The sequence below is a fragment of the Actinomadura chokoriensis genome, from assembly GCF_039529475.1.
Taxonomy (GTDB): Bacteria; Actinomycetota; Actinomycetes; order Streptosporangiales; family Streptosporangiaceae; genus Spirillospora; species Spirillospora bangladeshensis.
In genome coordinates this window covers 421,619-437,823 of record NZ_BAAAMW010000003.1, presented here as the reverse complement: position 1 = coordinate 437,823, position 16,205 = coordinate 421,619, and the positions used below count along the sequence as shown (strand labels likewise).

Sequence of the window (16,205 nt, the reverse complement as noted above, 5' to 3'; positions counted from 1 at the left end):
CGCCGGGCCCTTCGTCATTCCGCGAGCTGCCGCTTGACCTCGGCGGCGACCCGTCCGCCCTCGGCGCGCCCGGCGACCTTCGGGTTCACGGCCTTCATGACCTGCCCCATCGCCCGCGGCCCCGACGCCCCCGTCTCCGCGATGGCGTCCGCCACGAGCGCCGTCAGCTCCTCATCCCCCAGCTGCGCGGGAAGGTACTCCTCCAGCACCGCGCCCTCGTCCCGCTCCGCCTGCGCCTGCTCCTCGCGCCCCGCGTCCCCGAACGCCGTCGCCGCCTCCCGCCGCTTCTTCGCCTCCCGCGCGAGCACCATCACGACGTCGTCGTCCGACAACCGCCGCGACTGCTTGCCCGCGACCTCCTCGTTCTTCACCGCGGTGAGCGCCATCCTCAACGTCCGCGTGCGCACCTCGTCGCGCGCCTTCATCGCGGACGACAGATCGGTCTCCAGCTTCTCCTTCAGGGTCATGCCAACATCATGCCCGTCCCGTACCTTCTGCCTCATCAGGATTACCGCGCGGTGCCCATCTCTGAAAGCATGGGGTCCTGAGAAGGGAGAGTCGTGCGAAAGATCTACGCCGTGCCCCTGGGCCTCCTGGGCGCGGGGGCGGCGACCTTCGGGTACGCCTCGGTGATCGAGCGGAACTGGTTCCGCCTCCGCCGCGTCGACGTGCCGGTGCTGCCGCCCGGCCGTCCCTCGGTGAAGATCCTGCACATCTCCGACGCGCACCTCACCCCCGGACGCAGCCGCCTCATCCACTGGGTCCGCGCCCTGGACGCCCTGGAGCCCGACCTCGTCGTCAACACCGGCGACACCCTCGCCCACCGCGACGCGATCGGCCCCTTCCTCGAAGCCCTGGGGCCCCTCCTCGACCGTCCCGGCGTCTTCGTCTACGGCTCCAACGACCTGTTCTCCCCGCTCTTCAAGAACCCCCTCCGCTACATCTGGCGGACGAGCAAGTCCGACTACGAGCGCGGCCGCCGCGACCCCGACCTCCCGTACCGCGAGCTCGGCTCGTCCCTCCAGGCCGCCGGCTGGCTCGACCTGAACAACCGCATCGGCCGCCTCAAGGTCGGCGAACTGGACGTCGAGTTCGGCGGCATCGACGACTCCCACATCGACCGCGCCCGCTACGACAAGATCGCCGGCCCCGTCGACCCCCAGGCCGACGTCCACATCGGCGTCATGCACAGCCCCGAACCGCACAACCTCGACCGCTTCACCGCCGACGGCTACGACCTCCTCCTCGCCGGCCACACCCACGGCGGCCAGGTCTGCGTCCCCTTCTACGGCGCCCTGGCGACGAACTGCGGCATAGACCGCCCCCGCGTGAAGGGCCTCCACCAACACCGCGGCTCCTGGCTCCACGTCTCGGCGGGCCTGGGCACGTCCCCGAAGGCCCCCATCCGCTTCTGCTGCCCCCCAGAAGCAACCCTCCTGACCCTCGTCCCCCGGTGAACTGGCAAACAGCCACCTTCATCTCAACCCTCTACGACAGGGCAGTCCAGAGCCGCGTGCTCGCCCCGTGGGGCGCCCGCATCCTCTGGAACTACGACATAGAGAACCTCAGAGACGCAATCGCCGCCCAGGACTCAAACGCCCTGACCCTAGACATCCCCTGCGGCGGCGGCCTAGCAGTAGACGACAACCCCCGCCACGTGGCCGCCGACATCTCCCGCCCCATGCTCACCCGAGCCCGCCGCAGAACAACCACCCTCCTCCAAACCGACATCTACGCACTCCCCTTCGCCCCCGCGACCTTCGAAGCCTGCGTCACCTACAACGGCCTCCACTGCCTAGAAGACCCACCGGCAGCCATAGCCGAACTAACCCGAGTCCTACGCCCCGGCGGCACCCTGACCGGCACCACGATCACCACGGGCACGAACCGCGACCCGTTGATCAAGCTGTTCCAGCGCCTGGACATCTTCGGCAACCCAGGCACGCCGGCCGACCTCCGAACCTGGCTGACGTCCGCCGGCCTGACCGACATAGAGATCACCCCCTCGGGCGCCGTGACCGGCTTCACAGCCCGTAAATAGGGACGCAGCACCCCTCGCCATCCGCTACAGTGGTCAAGGCGCCGGGAGCACGTACGACCTCCCGGGCAGCCACCACCGGGGTGTAGCGCAGCTTGGCAGCGCGCTTCGTTCGGGACGAAGAGGTCGTGGGTTCAAATCCCGCCACCCCGACAGAAACCGCCAGGTCAGAGGCCGGATCTCCACTCAGGAGACCGGCCTCAAGATCTTTTGTCCGTCATTTGTCCGCGAACTCCGCCGCCACCCACAGAGACCGTCCGCCCCGGACCAGCACCGCGCGGACTTGCTCCACCGCCCCCCTGTTCAGATCCGCGGCCCGTTCGCTCGCTCCAGGTGACCCGTCCGGACGTACTCACAGCTGCTCGACACATCGACCTCCAGGCCGTGACCGACCCGAAGCGGCCGCCATGCCGCCACAGACCAAGCCTCCTTGGTGGGGGTAGATCTCTCCTGGGTCGCTACCTCGGTGTATTGGTTGGGTCAGACGGCGGGCTTGTGGTGAACGCCGTGTCGCCGTGGCCGTCAGGTCGATCGTTCTACCCAGCCGTACTGCTCAAGCCGCTCGCGCGCCTTCTGGCGGTCCGCGTCGGTGAAGAGCTCCTCATACTCTGGGCGCAGGACGTGAGCTTCCACGGTGAGATCCAGCCGGCCGTGGTCCCAGAGGGTTGTGAACCCGTCCGAGGGCGTGTCGGACCAGAGGAGTTGCTTGGCTGCGGCCAACCCGCCTTCGTTGCTCACCATCTGCAGGAACCGCGTGGCGTTGTAGCCCAGCTCTCGCTTGGCCGTCTGATAGATCGCCACCATGGCCCGATGGAACTCGCGCTCGCGTTCGTCCATGCTTCTCTCCTAAGCCGGAGGCTGGTCGCTCTCCAACATCATCCTCAGACAAGGCTCCGTGCCACCCGAATCGTTACTAGTGCCCCCTCACGACGCTTACCTTGCCTATATGCGTCCGACCTGAACGGTCGCGCCGGCGACCACCGGGCCGTTCAGGAAGCCCTGGCGATCGCCATCAGGCTCGCCGACCGGCTGCCCACCGGTCACCCCACGATCCAGCTCATCGCGGCCTTGTGGACGAGCAGTCCCGCTCCAGGTAAGAGGCCATCCCGCCTCGACCGACGCTTACCGGTCGGCCATGCTGGCGGTCTCCGGCGGGGTCGGCGTCCAGGTGACGGCCAATTGATCTTCAACCACCGCGGCAACATCGGGTTCCCCGCTGGTCCGGCTCTACCAGAGCCAGCAGCGCTGACCGATGCGGAGATCGAGACGACCAGGCCCTTATGGCCGAGGGTTGTGGTCAGGGACGCCGCAGCGGGCGGCCAGGCCTCGGAGTTCTGGGGACGTTCGGCCGGAGACCAGGAGGCTGTTCACCAAGTCGCGGACGGCGGGGCGGGAGTGCGTTTCTTAAGGGGCCGCGCGAACAGACTCCTCAAGGGCACACGTTCGGCGCCGACACGGTGGCCGACCTCCTGCGGGCTGAACACCAGGCCGCAGCTCTCCAGATCCGCAAGGCCGGCCGGAGACCGCGCGGTTGGATATTCAGAAGACAGCTTCCTGCATCTCGCTGAGCCTTGCAAAGGCATCAGAAGCGCGAAGGGGCCAGCAGGACGTGCATTTTTCTTAACCAACCTGAAAGCATCTACAGGAGATCGCTCTCAACCCCCGAGACACCGGGCTGAGTCCTGGCGTTGATCTCCTATATCCCTCGATGGGGCACGAACTCAGAAGGGAGGGGCATCCTCAGGCTGAGCAACCTCGAGCTGCACATCGCTCGTGAACTGCACATCAATCTTGTTCTCGCCCACCTCCTTCCCCTCACCAGATTCCGCATTCGGAACGTGTTCCTTGAGCATGATGAACGTGGCGGACTTGCCTGGATTCTTGTCGTCGTCTCTAGACACTGCGGACCACTGTCCCGGATATAGCTGATCCAGTGCCTGCTTGACCAGCTTCATGCCCCACTGGAAGGCGGAGCCGTCGCGCTTTGCGTGCGCAGGTGCCTTCTCGGCCAGCAGGTGGGCGACGCGTCCCCACTTTATGCCGCGAGGACTGTCGATCACGTGATGGAACTCCTGCTTATCTCGGAGATGGACGATCGCGATTGCACTGTCGTCTGCCGCGAGACCTTCACTGGTCGCCTCGCTGGCGTCGTCCGGGGGGTGGCTGGCTGCGAGGCTAGCAGTAGCGGCCCTCGCCTCGGAACGGCGTTCTTCGACGGCGGCCTTGGCTTGGGCAGCGAAGCTGTCGGGAGCCTGAAGCGAGTAGTCTGGGTCCCCCATCGTGTACGAATCTTCGAAACTGAGGACACGCACGGAGACCGGGTAGGGGCGCGAATGACGATCGGTGCCAGGGGCGCTCGACCAGTAGATCCCGTTGCCGACAAGTGGTTCGTTGAGCAAGGTGGCCAACAGATCCTCGGAGAAGTGAGCGTTAGCCTTCTTCAGAGAAATCAGATCACCCTGGGAAAGCAGGTGGAAGACGAAGAAGTTGTCACCCTGACTGAGAAGTTCCTGCGGCAAGCTGCCTGGCTGCTGCGTGATGAGCAGGGCGCCAAGGTCGTACTTACGGCCTTCCTTGACCCAGGACACGAAGGGGCCGTCTTCGCTCTGACTGGTGCCGCCAAGAACTGACTGGGCTTCTTCAATGACCGCGATGGTTGGAATTGACTTCGGATCGGCCTCAGTAAACTGGTTCTGATTGTGCTCGAAGATGTCGCCGAGGATCACGCCAGCGAGTTGAAGCCCTTGAGAACCACGCATCTGAGAGATGTCCACCACGCAGAGCTTGCCCTGGGACAGACAGTCTTTTAGAGCACTTAGGAGTTGGCTGTCGGGGTCGTGAAGCGCGTTGACGACGCGGGTCATGTTGCCGATCGCCGCGTTGGTCTCGGCCTCCTGACCGGCGTCCAGGTTGAGGATCTGCTGCACCTGGGAACGGTCGGCACCGTACTTCTCGCGGTAAATCAGGTCGACAAGACGGCCCCACTTCGGTCCGTCGAGAGACTTGAGCTTCACGACGTTCTGTTGGTCCTGCTTTTCCGGTGGCAGCGCGATGCCCAGCACGCGCGATGCCTGAAGCTCCTTGATGTTGAGCTTCACGCCGTTAACGACGAAGGACTGGTAGAAGTCGCTGGGGCCTTGGCGGTTTGTGAAGACCACGAGCTTGTCGCGTAGGTGCGGCACGTCGCAAAGGGCAGGGCGGCCCTTAAAGTCGGGCCAGAAGTACTCACCGTCCGGGTCGAATATGAGCGTGCCGACAGGGGCCTTGCCAGAACGGCGCGGGACAGTGGGCTGTTTTTCGTACAGAGCAGAAAAGAGCAGTTTGACCAAGTTTGACTTGCCGAAGCCAGCGCGGGCGAAGACGAAGCTGCGGCGTGCCACGAGCTTGTCGATCTGGAAAGTTGGCATGATCGCGGGATGCTGGATCTGCATCCAGGAGGTGTCACCCACACGACTGTCATTGCCGGCGTAGACGAATTCACCGAAGGCGAGATAGCCGATGGGAACCGCGCCGTCGCTGGTGTCCTTGGCGTTAACGACCTCGGCGAGCAGGTCGTCGCCCAGGAGCGCGACCTGGGCACCGACGTGTGGAAGGCGCCGGTGGCTCGGGACAAAGATGTGCTTGTCTCCCTCCATGCGGAGGACGCCGAGGATACGGATGTCGACCTTGTACTTCAGGTAGCGCTCGCGCAGCTCGTCGGGGATGGGTCGCTGGTCACGTACCGCGCGCGTGGCGTAGTCCTCACCAATCGGGGACACCAGGCGCCCTTGGGAGGAGATAGTGGTGATCCGCCCCAGGATGGCCTCGCGCTCGTGTTCGAGCTGGACAAGGACGAACTGGCCGTGCATGGCCATGGTCTGGAAGTCGTCGTGGTGTGGCAGCACGAGGTCGGCATGGAACTCCATGCCACTTTCGGAGAAACCGCGGAAGGTACCGACGACTTTGTCGCGCTCGAATAGGCTCATGTCGGATCTTGCTCCACAGGATGCGGACCGGGTAGAAGGGGGGTTACTCGTAGCGGCGGGCAGCGACGTCGGAGGCGAGCCGCAGGGCATCGATGACCGGCGCCTTCTCTTCACCAACCTGGTCGCGGACAGCATCGACGAGTTGATCTTCGACGATGTCCATGTCCAGGTCGGCGACGCGGGAGAAACTGTCGGCCTGCTGGATGCAGTTCGGATAGAGCGGGATGGGAAAGCCGGCCACCGCGTCAGCCTGCAGGTATCCGAAAATCGCCTGGGCTTCCCTATCCTGGCGGGACATAACGTCCACGGTCCAGATGGGGTCGCCGGAGTGAGGGCCAAAGCGGACGAAGTACATGGATCCAAAGTTGAACTTCGGCTTCTCGCCTGTGGAGTCGTCCTCGATGTCCCTGGTGTACTCGTCCCAGAGATAAACCTCGTCCAGCATCTCTGTGGGGACCTTAGCGAAGCAGGCGGCGCCGTTGTTGAACACGCCGGACAGTGATATCGCCAGCCGATAGTACTCCAGGACCTGAGTCTTCTTTGCCAGGCCGACCAGCCACACCTTGCGTCGGTCGCGACGCCGGATCTGTTCCATGGCCTCATACATCAGCTCGCCCATCTTCACGAACAGCTCACCATGGAAGATCTTGCTGCGCAGCAGTCCGTCGCGGACGATCAAGGTGTCGACCGCGTAGTCGCGGTGACAGATCAGGTCATACAGCGTGGCCCACTCACACAGGTCCCTGAAGACCTGCACCCAGCTGGGCGAATTGCCGGACATCATCGGCGACAGGTCCTGGAGCCTTTGCACGCCCAGCCCGTGCATCATCCTGCCCAGCGCCGTCTGCGGACTGCCGTCCTCGTGGAACTGACGGCGGCTCAGGGCGGCGATGTCGGAGATCGGGGAGACCACCTCCATGCACAGCTCCTTGCCGCTGGAATCCACGACGCGGACGACCTGAAGGTAGAAGGGATTGAAGGCGACCTTGTTATTGCCTCCGTCGGAGGCCATCAGCGCAACAGAAGTCGCTGCCCGTGGCTTGATCACCCTGACCTCGGGGCGGATGGCACGGGCTTGATCGACTAACTTGTCCAGGACTTCGCGACCAGCTTCGACCTGGTCACCGATCAGCTGCTTGAGCTGCTCGATCTGGTCCGCGTCGAACATGCTTCTCCCCACACCGCGCTCATAGGCAAGCGTTCCAACTCATCCGGCCCCCCACAGGATTGCACGAGGTGCTGACAGTTTGTTACGCAGTTGTGGGAATCAACCGGGTATGTTGCCCTAACAGGGCTGCCCTGCCAGCTCTGCGACGAGGTCGATCTCATCGATCGCGGAGCCAGCCCTGCCGAACTGCTCGGCCTGCCTCTTGCGTTTGGCCGGCGTACCGGCCTGTCGGACCTCCTTGACGACCCATCCAGCTTCTGACTCCTTCACGGAGGCCAGGAGCATCTGCTCCGGATCAGTGCGGGCCGAGGGCAGAGCACCGAACCGGATCGCCAGCCGAGCACCCTGGTGGCAGCGGCGGGCAGTAGCTGTCCACACCTCGGCCAGGGCCTGGATGAACGCCTCTTGATTCGGCTGGCGAGCAATCTGCCCGTGGGTGCCGTAGGGGACCTCCGGGGGGCCCCCGAGGAACCATGAGCGCAACCACTGATCCGCTACATAGGTGCGCATCCCGTAGTAGGGAGGTGAGGTGACTACAAGATCGAACTTCTGCCGCAGGCGGTTGAGGGTCTCCACAGAGTCACCCACGTAGACTTTTCCGCCGTGGGCAGGCGGTGCTGCATACAGAAGCCGCTGGGCCCGTCGCTCGATGACTTCCAAGGCAGGAACGCGCACCGGCTCCATCTCACGCTCGGTCCAGAACTTCACCGCGTAGGCGGGCTTAGAGGCGTATGTACGCGGCATCTGGTTCGACAGGTACGACGGGACGCCCTTGTTGCGCGGCCCATGCAGAATCCCCAGCATGACCGCTCGAAGCATCGCGGCTGTCGGCGTGTTCATCTCCAGCAGTGCCTTGCGCAGGGTCACCAGCTCGCGAAGCGTTTCCTGCTCGAAACACCATCGCCAAAACTCACCCTCGGGTATCTCCCCCCTGAAGCCATCGTTGAGGATCTGCCGGGCAAGTCGGACCACAGAACCCGGCGTGACCTTTATGAGCTTCGCCCGAGCAATGGCAGCAGCCACCGGATTGATGTCGATGCCCACCGACGGCAACTGGGCCAGACGTGCGGCATACAGGGTGGTACCGCGCCCGCAGAACGGGTCCAGCATCCGGGTGGTCTCCGGGAGGGCCTCCAACTGCTGAAGGGGGAAGTCCAGCGGAAACATCGTGTAGTACGGGCAGACAGCGTTGAGGCGCAGTGCGTCTTCAGGCCACTTGAGGGAAGAGGTCGCTGCGGTCGCCATCATGGGTTAATAATACAAGTATAATTACCCCCATGTCACGCAGGAGGCTGGATCCCGCTGCCCAGCGCCGCGGACAGGCGCTGGCCTCTCGCCTGGCACAAGCCCGCCACACTTCTGGGCGCTCAGCTGAGGCCGTTGCCCATAGTGCGGGGATCTCCGTCGAAACCGTGAGAAGTATCGAGAGGGGCCGCACGTCCACGCCGGAATTTGCCGGCCCTGGCCACCGAGCTGGGGTTGTCGCTCGACGAGCTATATGCCTTCGTTCACCGATCCTCCCGAAATGATCCATAAGCACCCAACGCCCCTGGTACAGCAGTCTGAGATCGTGAACTGAGCCGATAGCGGCCGGTTCGTGACGCAGGGCAGCCGTCGCTGATCTCGGAGTAGTGACGCAAGAAGAATCTTAGGGCTGCTGCCGCCATGGTAGAGGTCGGGGCCGTCCGTGGCCATCTCGATGAGTTGAAGGCTTTGGTAACCGAGTGTTTTAGCAGGTGGGAGCCTCGTGCCCAGTCCACGCAACTACGTGTGTGTCGACGAACGAACTGCCCAGCAAGATCTGTTGGAGCATGCCGAGCACGCCTGGGACGCCCTGCCGGACCCGGACCGCCCCAAACGCCAGTACGTCGGCTGCGCCGACCGGATCTGGCACGCCATCAACACTCGTGTACTGCAGCTTGGCCACCGCCGCCGGGCGCGCCCTGGTCCGCGCCCGGCCCTATCCGCCCCGCGAGCAGGCCACCGGCACCGCCCGGCGGAATACGCCTGAGCTTGGAATGCGAACCGCCGACCTCCGCCGCCAGTTACTGAACCGCGGCAGCCTCCACCACCAGAGGCGTCCGTGAAGTGGCGTTCTACTATGCTTTGCCCCCGAAGGGCGGCCGGTGACATTGGGACACCCGGGTGCGGATCGCCGGCCGCATGGCCGATCGATGAGGACTTCCCAGGCGGGAAGGACGCCTTCGGCTGAACCACACGCAAGCCCAGGACTTTCGGGCGCTGCTTCGCCACCTCGCTTTGGCCTGTGCGGCCCTGGTGGTCCGCACCACCGGTGGCAGACCTCCAATGCCCGCCGCTCCCGGGCTGCTCCGGCTGAGCGTTCCCGAAATGAAACGCCTGGTCAATCTATCCACTGGCACCTGGCAGCCCGCAAGACCACCTACGCTGGCATCTCTGACAGCGACCTCACAAGCCGACGCCCGCTGCTTCAACGAGCGAACCCGACTCAGCTGGCCACGACGAGATCACGATCACAGACGCGACAGGCCGAACAGTTCGGCGAGATCAACTCCGCCATCAAGGAGATCGATGTGCTTGCCGAGCTAACGGTAGTCACGCCATCCTACTAACTTCGAACCGGTAGGATCAGCATACGGATACTGGTAGGCAGGGGCGACGATGGGCTCTCGGGATAGTCAGATCAACCTACAGGTTCCTCTGCTTCCAGGGGAGACCATCGACGAGCTAAGGCCGAAGGACTCGCCGCCCCTGAGCGATGCGCAACTGAACAAACGGTACGTCGAGGAAGGCGTCCGTATTGTCGTCGAGCAGGCGCGCTATCCACTGAACCAGATCCTGGCCATGTTCACGGATACCTTTGAGACAGAAGCCGGAACGAGAGAAGCTAAATACAAGAGAGACCCTGAATATCAACGTCGCCATCGTTGGGACGACGGTCGGAAATCTAGGCTTATCGAATCGTTTCTGATGAATGTACCAGTTCCTCCCATTTTCCTCTATGAGTACGAACTGGCTCGCTTCGAGGTGATGGACGGCCGTCAGCGTTTGACGGCGTTGATGGATTTCTATAGCAACTCTCTTGAGCTTACAGAACTCCAGTACTGGCCAGAACTCAATGGCCGAAAATATGAAACGCTGCCTAGCTCAATCCGCGATGGAATTGACCGGAGATACTTGTCATCGATCATTCTACTCAATGAGACGGCTGCGACCGAAGAGCGGGCCGCGTTCCTCAAGAAGTTGGTTTTCGAGAGGTTGAACTCTGGCGGTGTACGACTTAGTGGCCAAGAGACGCGCAATGCTGTCTACAATGGACCACTAAACGACCTATGCCTGAAGCTGTCGAGAACTAAGGAACTTCGCGTAATGCTAGGTACCCCCCTCGACAGCATCGAGGCGCCCACTAGTGCGGATGAAGAGGACGCGGGGGATGCAGATGTGGAATCATCTGAGCAAGACCCAGAAGGTGTCGAGGTTACCAAAATAGGACGCAAGATGTTCGAGTCGATGGAGGATGTCGAGATCGTCCTGCGATTCTATGCTTATCGCCATCTCACCAAGTTCTCGCAAGGACTGAATCGCATTTCAGATTTTTTGGACGAGTTCCTGGCGAAAGGCAATAAGTTCGATGCAACGACCCTGGACGATTACAGGCGACTTTTCCAAGAGAACATTAGGTTCTGGTACGCAATCGGTGGAGTGACAGCTTTTCAAGTCAAGGGAAGTAATCGCCATTTCAGCAAGATTGCCTATGATGCCCTCATGTACGCAAGCTCAGCTCTGACTCAAGAGCAAAGAGCGTCGCTTCTGAATAACCCTAGAGTTGTTCAGTCAGCGATTGACGCAATGTACGATGAACACGCTGCAACTTTCGGTGGCCGCAGGACCAATACAGCAGATGCGCATCGACGCAACAGGTATTCACTTGACGCGTTGGGTGCTGCATTGAACGCCATCGCGAGTTAGGTCGGTTGACCTCATATGATGTTGCAGTACAGCCAATTTGCGGCGGATCTCGAACGGATTCGTCGGTTCCTTAGAAGTGGCTCGGAAGAACAACAGACGCCTGATCAGCGCAGATTCGGCTACATCGGATGCATTTCTGCGATGTATGCATCTTTCGAAAACTTCGCCGAACGTGTGGCGCTCCGATTCAGTGAGATGCTGCTAGCTAATCCCACCAACTTGTCTTCCGAACAGCTGTTCACTCTACGTCGCCGGTATGTGCGCAATGCCTCGGTTCTCTTAGGGCAGAGTCTGGGCGTTGGAAGGTACCGGGAGGTTAAGGAACTTGATGTAGTCAAGAGTCTCGCATCATGCCTGGATGATTCAACTTCCTCTTTTGAAATAAGACTTGAGCTGATAGCGCTTCATAATTCGAACCTTCGCTGGGACTCGCTCTGTGAACTTTTCGTTTGGGCAGTTTCAGACTTGCAGGAAAAAATTCGACGCTCGGATGCAGTTGAGAGCTGGGCGTTCCTGACGAACAATACGAGCAAAAGTACCCTCACGGGAGTCCTGAAGAGCGAATTGGACGATCTAGTAGAACGTCGCAATGAGGTCGCACATCGAGCAATCCCTGATGAGATTCAGTCGTACGAACGACTTCTGGCTAAGATCGACTTCATCGAAGCTATCTCCTTGGGTCTTGTTGCCAGTCTCGCTGGACTACTTGTGGAAGCATCGATCAGAAACGGCGAATCCGACCCTCTAGGGATACCAACCGAGTATTTTAGTAATAAGAGGATCGTCGTGATCCCTTCTTTGGCGTCTTCAGTTTCGGAGGGTGACTGCATTGTGATGCCCGGGAGGAGGTCGACACGCTGGGGGCGCATACTAGAGATACAGTTGACCGATAAGCGGGTAACGCATGCACCCGCCGGCGTAGAAGCTGGACTTCGTCTCGACTTCGAGGTCAGAAGAGGAGCGGAGCTTCAGCTCTGGCGAACTCCGAGCCCGGATCTCGCTTTTCCTCCCGATAAACTGTTCGGCAGCCGTGGGCCACTGGGCGACACAGGACCGTCGTCAAAATGAATGTCGCTGAGCAAAGGTCAGGCGGGGAACCTTTGAGTTGACGGACCGATGCCCTCCCTCTCGCTGCGACTCTCTCAGTAAAGCTTCCTGGGCTCGACTTGGACTATCTTCGGACAGCAGAGCGTGAATAGTACCCCGCCTGGTTATTGCCTGGTTATTTCAGTCGAACGGTGGCGCCGAGACCGCCTGGGACAAACCCGACGCCCGGCGCAATTGCTTCGACTGGCAGCCACGTAGCGAGCGCACTTGAAGATGTAGAGAGAGTTTCACCCGGCACTGGCGTCACACGCGTTGTCCTGTCCCGGGAGATGCCCGACACCTCTGTCCCATCACATGCTTGATGGGTGCTTGTTCGACTTGGCTGTCGCGTATTCGTTTGCTGGCGCCGCGCGACAGCAGACCGAGCTGGTCCTGGGAGAGCTCTCGGTTGTCGAGCCGTGGTTTCGCACAGTGCCGGACTCAGCCGCTCGTAACCGTAGGTCGACAGTCACACCCCGTCGGAGTCGGCAAGCATGCATGACAAGGGTCCGTGACCGGGTTACCGGTTGTCGTTGCTGGACATGAGGCGTCGGAGGTCGGCGGTGACGACTCGGTAGGTGGCGCCTATGCGGATGACCTTGCAGGGGAATCGGCCCTCGCGCGCCAGTTGGTAGGCACGGGTCCGGCCGAGGCCGAGGGCGCGGGCGGCGGTCTCGATGGTGGTTGTGGTGGGGAGGGCGGCGAGTTCCTCATGGGTCATGGGTTCCATGCTCAGGCCTCCGGGATGTTCGTGCGGCGGGGGAAGTGGATGGGGCTGTGTCGTTCGCCGGCAGGAGGCGGTGCGAGGAGCGTTGGGTCGGTGATTGGTCTGGGAAAGTCCTTCGCCGCTGCTGCTACGCCGGCGTCGTCCTTGTGTGTCTCGCCTTTGGTCGTCGGGGACGCCTCGCGTCCGCGGGCGGGGCGACAGTGAATGGCGTTGATGGCGGATTGGGCGTCGCTGAGGGTCGCACAGAGGGCTTGAGCGTGGCGCCTCGCCTCGGCCAGGGCTTGACCGTGGCGGCTCAGAACGTCGGTGAGGTCTTCGCCGTAGTCGTGGCCGAGGCGGTCGGCTTGAAGCTCGCGCAGGAAAAAGCGGTTGATCTGGTCGAGGAGCTGATCGAGACCGTAGGTAACTGCGCTGAGGTTGCCGAGGATGGTGTACGCGGTGGAGGGGAGGGTGAGGCTCGGAGGGCCAGCCGTGGCGTAGTTGAGCTGGCGAACGTGTTCATACAGGTTGGCCGCTAGCTGAGCGGTCTCGTCATCGTCACCAGCGGCGCCAGAAGCTGGCGTGTAGTCGGTCATGTAGGCATGTCCTTGTGGGTGCGGGTCTCGCGTGGGAGCTGTGGTCGGTCATGGCTTCGCCTCTCTTGTGTGGTGGGACGAGGTAGCGCAGGTTCGTCCCTTCGAACACTGCGCCGGTGCATTGCTTGCGCATCGTTAGCGTTATTCGCGCTCCGTTATTATGTGGCCGCTCTGATCATTACGCCACGACCCCGCGCGGCGTGGCGTGGCCTGGCGTGGGAGTCTCCGCTGGTCGAGCTACCGCGATGGGCCACGGCGGCGGTGCGGGCCTGGTTGCGGTGGTGCGGCTCTGGTGGATTGGTACGGGCTCTCTGTCAGATGGCAGCTGAGGGGGACGGGGAACGCGGCGGCCGCGAGTCGTGCAGCGTTGTGCTCCGCAGTGAGGTGCGCTGGCATCCGAGGCAACGTCGGGGACGGCGGTCGTGGATCTGGCCGGCCGAGTCTGGTGAGTTGCGCAGCAGCTTTGCGTGCGGCTGCTGCTTGTGCGGCACGGTGCTGGAGCTGCCTGGACTCTGCGATCCCCTCGATCAGAGCGGCGAGTTGCAGGATGAGATGGGAGAGGACGCTCACAGGGTCCGGACGGTGACCGCGTCGTCCTCGTATTTCGGAATAAGCCAGGGCTCGGGCAACCGTGCGAAGGTTCGCGCCGTAGGGCGTCGACGGTGGCTGGTATCCGTAGGGTTCGCGAGCTGCGCGGTCGTAGAAGTCCGCAGTGCGCGCGAGTTCTCTGTTGCCGGTGATTGCTGCGGTCACGTGTAGGACGTCGGAGGTCGCGGCGGCCACGTCAGCGCGGACGGCCGGGTCCTGAATGTGGCGCATCTGCCAGGTGGCCGTGGCGGCGGCTCGGGCGGCCTGCTGGTAGGCCGCAGATCGTTCCTGGTGAGTCAGCTCGATGCTGCGGCCGTAGGCGCGTCGGTCAAAGGGGATACTTCCGCGTGGAGCTGACCAACGGTGGCGGAGTTTGGGGAGGGTGAGGTTGGCGGCGAGCCTTCCTCCGGAGAACCAGACTGGTTGGCCTTCTTGGTTTCTGTGGTGCGGAAGCGCGACCGCGTAACCGGTGATCTCTCCAGGAGTGCGGACGCTCTCACGGGTCTTGACCAGCACTCCAGCATCTTCGAGGGCGGCGAAGAAGTCGTCCTCGGTTTCGGCTCCAACGGCTGCGGTGGCTACGTGCCGGCGAAGGGTGGTGCGAGGAGGCTCCGGCCAGTTCTTACGATGGGCGAGTTCTGTCTCGGCTCGGGTCGGTCGAGGTGCGGCTGTGCGGTCGGCGGGCGCGGTCCGGGTGAGGCCGTAGCGTTCCTCAGCGATGTGGCAGGCGTTGGCGACCTTGTAGTAGTCGCGGTGGACGTTGGGGTTGCGTCCGTCCTCACGGGCCAGGACGACAGCGAGGTGGATGTGGTCGTCGGCGTGCCGTACTGCGATCCAGCGGCATGCCTGGTCGTCACCTCGGGGGGCGAATCCGGTTTGGTGCATCACCTCTTCGGCGATGTCGGCCCATTCATCGTCCGACAAGGTTCGGTCCTCTGGGGCCGCTCGGATCGAGCACTGCCAGATCGGCAACGCCAGGGGTGTGTGCCGGAGGGTGTCGAGTGGGGATGTCAGGACACCGACCAGGTGGCGGAAGTCCCGATCGCCTCTCGCGTCGAAGCCAGGTTCCAGGGCCATGGGGAGTCGGAAACCCGCGACGATGTGGGGATCAATGTGCTCGTTGCGGCGACCAGGGCCGTAGAGGTAGGACAGCAGCCTTGCGACGCCCTGGCCGCGGGTGACTTTGCCGATCAACGTAGGAGCCGACCGATCTCGACGGACGAAGCGTCCACTCTACGGAGGACATTCTCCAGATACGACAATGCGGCGGGCAGTTCGCAAGGCACCTGTCCCGTCGCGTTCGCAATGCGCGCCAGCTGATTGAGGTTTACGCCGATTCGGTTCAACTGTCGCGCGATGCCGCGCAGTTCTTCGCAGAGTTCCGCGGTCGGCTGGTGACCAAATCTGTGCTGGCGAGTGGCTGCCTGGACGGTGTGGACGATGAATGTTCCGTAAGCGGCTCCTGCTCGTTGGGCTGCCGCACGGATTTCCGTGTACTCCTGGTCGCTGACTCGGAACCTCATCTCCCGATCCCGCCGACGTCCTCCGCCAAGCTGCGAACGTCGCCGCAGTTTGCGTGGCTGGTTGACCTGTTCGTCGCTCGTCGCTCCACCTCCGATCGACTCGTCCTGGACCGCGCCCGGTCCCGCACCACAGGAGTGTGCGGCGGATTCCCGTGAATCCGCAACGTGTCGCGACACGGTCCTACCTTGCAGCCTCTAAGCAGTGCAGGAGCCAAATACTGCCGGCATGTGACTTGCAATCCCTTTCGCCGTTGCGGCGGGTTGGGGCGTGCCGCAGAGTTATGGAGGATTCAGCTCTCCGAGAGGCCGTCAGCAGACTATCCCTCTCGGCTGCAAAGCGCCGTTCAACTCGCCAATGCTCATCACACAGGGGTAAGTCTCAGCTATTGGGTAAGAGGACAACGGCATCAGCTGGCCATGCCGGCCGTCGCGCTTCGAGAGCAGAACCGCTTCCGGCCGCGCCTGGACGCCGGACAGCAGTCCAATCGCGCTACAGCACAGGCCACCTGCTGGACAGTCAGCAACCAATGAGCCGACTCGTCGATTCTCATCGCCTGCCGGGAGCCAGGGACCTACTGGGAATCCTT

The 16,205-nt window shown here is 62.6% G+C and carries 14 protein-coding genes and 1 tRNA gene; 6 read left to right on the top strand and 9 right to left on the bottom strand.

The genetic code is table 11. The features are described 5' to 3' along the window. Positions 1-14: 14 nt before the first annotated feature. On the bottom strand, positions 15-467 hold the full coding sequence (locus tag ABFX46_RS10130; RefSeq protein WP_346041275.1) for a GatB/YqeY domain-containing protein: 453 nt from the start codon (positions 465-467) through the stop codon (positions 15-17). A gap of 93 nt (positions 468-560) precedes the next feature. On the opposite strand from ABFX46_RS10130, the gene ABFX46_RS10125 reads away from it, so the two are divergent. The 3 genes from ABFX46_RS10125 (at position 561) to ABFX46_RS10115 (ending at position 2,191) form a co-directional block, all read left to right on the top strand. Next, entirely contained in the window at positions 561-1,457 is an 897-nt protein-coding gene (locus ABFX46_RS10125; RefSeq protein WP_346041273.1) for a metallophosphoesterase, read from the top strand. Next, positions 1,454-2,041, top strand: a complete 588-nt coding sequence (locus ABFX46_RS10120; RefSeq protein WP_346041271.1) for a class I SAM-dependent methyltransferase — start codon at positions 1,454-1,456, stop codon at positions 2,039-2,041. The genes ABFX46_RS10125 and ABFX46_RS10120 overlap by 4 nt, the downstream gene beginning before the upstream one ends. A 76-nt stretch (positions 2,042-2,117) precedes the next feature. Further along, positions 2,118-2,191: transfer RNA gene (locus tag ABFX46_RS10115), tRNA-Pro, on the top strand. A 369-nt stretch (positions 2,192-2,560) separates the two neighbouring features. On the opposite strand, the gene ABFX46_RS10110 is transcribed toward ABFX46_RS10115, so the two are convergent. The 4 genes from ABFX46_RS10110 to ABFX46_RS10095 all read right to left on the bottom strand — a co-directional run bounded on the left by ABFX46_RS10110 (position 2,561) and on the right by ABFX46_RS10095 (position 8,419). Continuing rightward, entirely contained in the window at positions 2,561-2,875 is a 315-nt protein-coding gene (locus ABFX46_RS10110) for a hypothetical protein (RefSeq protein WP_176405530.1), read from the bottom strand. A gap of 884 nt (positions 2,876-3,759) precedes the next feature. Then, a complete protein-coding gene (locus ABFX46_RS10105) occupies positions 3,760-6,003 on the bottom strand; it encodes an ATP-binding protein (RefSeq protein WP_346041268.1) in 2,244 nt (747 codons plus the stop codon). A gap of 43 nt (positions 6,004-6,046) precedes the next feature. Beyond that, a complete protein-coding gene (locus tag ABFX46_RS10100) occupies positions 6,047-7,171 on the bottom strand; it encodes a hypothetical protein (protein ID WP_346041266.1) in 1,125 nt (374 codons plus the stop codon). Positions 7,172-7,288: 117 nt separating this feature from the next. Beyond that, on the bottom strand, positions 7,289-8,419 hold the full coding sequence (locus tag ABFX46_RS10095; protein WP_346041264.1) for a hypothetical protein: 1,131 nt from the start codon (positions 8,417-8,419) through the stop codon (positions 7,289-7,291). 29 nt (positions 8,420-8,448) lie between these two features. Here ABFX46_RS10095 and ABFX46_RS43465 point away from each other — a divergent pair, with 29 nt between their 5' ends. The 3 genes from ABFX46_RS43465 to ABFX46_RS10085 all read left to right on the top strand — a co-directional run bounded on the left by ABFX46_RS43465 (position 8,449) and on the right by ABFX46_RS10085 (position 12,187). Next, positions 8,449-8,700 (top strand): helix-turn-helix domain-containing protein, encoded by a 252-nt coding sequence (locus ABFX46_RS43465; protein WP_428831229.1) that lies wholly within the window; start codon positions 8,449-8,451, stop codon positions 8,698-8,700. Between the two features lie 1,111 nt (positions 8,701-9,811). Further along, on the top strand, positions 9,812-11,119 hold the full coding sequence (locus ABFX46_RS10090) for a DUF262 domain-containing protein (protein ID WP_346041262.1): 1,308 nt from the start codon (positions 9,812-9,814) through the stop codon (positions 11,117-11,119). A 15-nt stretch (positions 11,120-11,134) separates the two neighbouring features. After that, positions 11,135-12,187: a HEPN domain-containing protein gene (locus tag ABFX46_RS10085; protein WP_346041260.1), complete on the top strand. Its 1,053-nt coding sequence runs from the start codon at positions 11,135-11,137 to the stop codon at positions 12,185-12,187. Positions 12,188-12,725: 538 nt separating this feature from the next. Here ABFX46_RS10085 and ABFX46_RS10080 read toward each other — a convergent pair. From ABFX46_RS10080 to ABFX46_RS43455, 4 genes are all read right to left on the bottom strand, one after another. Further along, on the bottom strand, positions 12,726-12,926 hold the full coding sequence (locus ABFX46_RS10080) for a helix-turn-helix domain-containing protein (protein ID WP_346041258.1): 201 nt from the start codon (positions 12,924-12,926) through the stop codon (positions 12,726-12,728). Positions 12,927-12,937: 11 nt separating this feature from the next. Beyond that, positions 12,938-13,507: a hypothetical protein gene (locus ABFX46_RS10075; RefSeq protein WP_346041256.1), complete on the bottom strand. Its 570-nt coding sequence runs from the start codon at positions 13,505-13,507 to the stop codon at positions 12,938-12,940. A 237-nt stretch (positions 13,508-13,744) separates the two neighbouring features. After that, the gene (locus ABFX46_RS43460) at positions 13,745-15,172 is read right to left on the bottom strand and encodes a relaxase/mobilization nuclease domain-containing protein (protein WP_428831236.1); all 1,428 of its coding nucleotides are present in this window, start codon (positions 15,170-15,172) and stop codon (positions 13,745-13,747) included. 113 nt (positions 15,173-15,285) lie between these two features. Then, positions 15,286-15,618, bottom strand: a complete 333-nt coding sequence (locus ABFX46_RS43455) for a plasmid mobilization protein (RefSeq protein ID WP_428831228.1) — start codon at positions 15,616-15,618, stop codon at positions 15,286-15,288. Positions 15,619-16,205 lie beyond the last annotated feature (587 nt).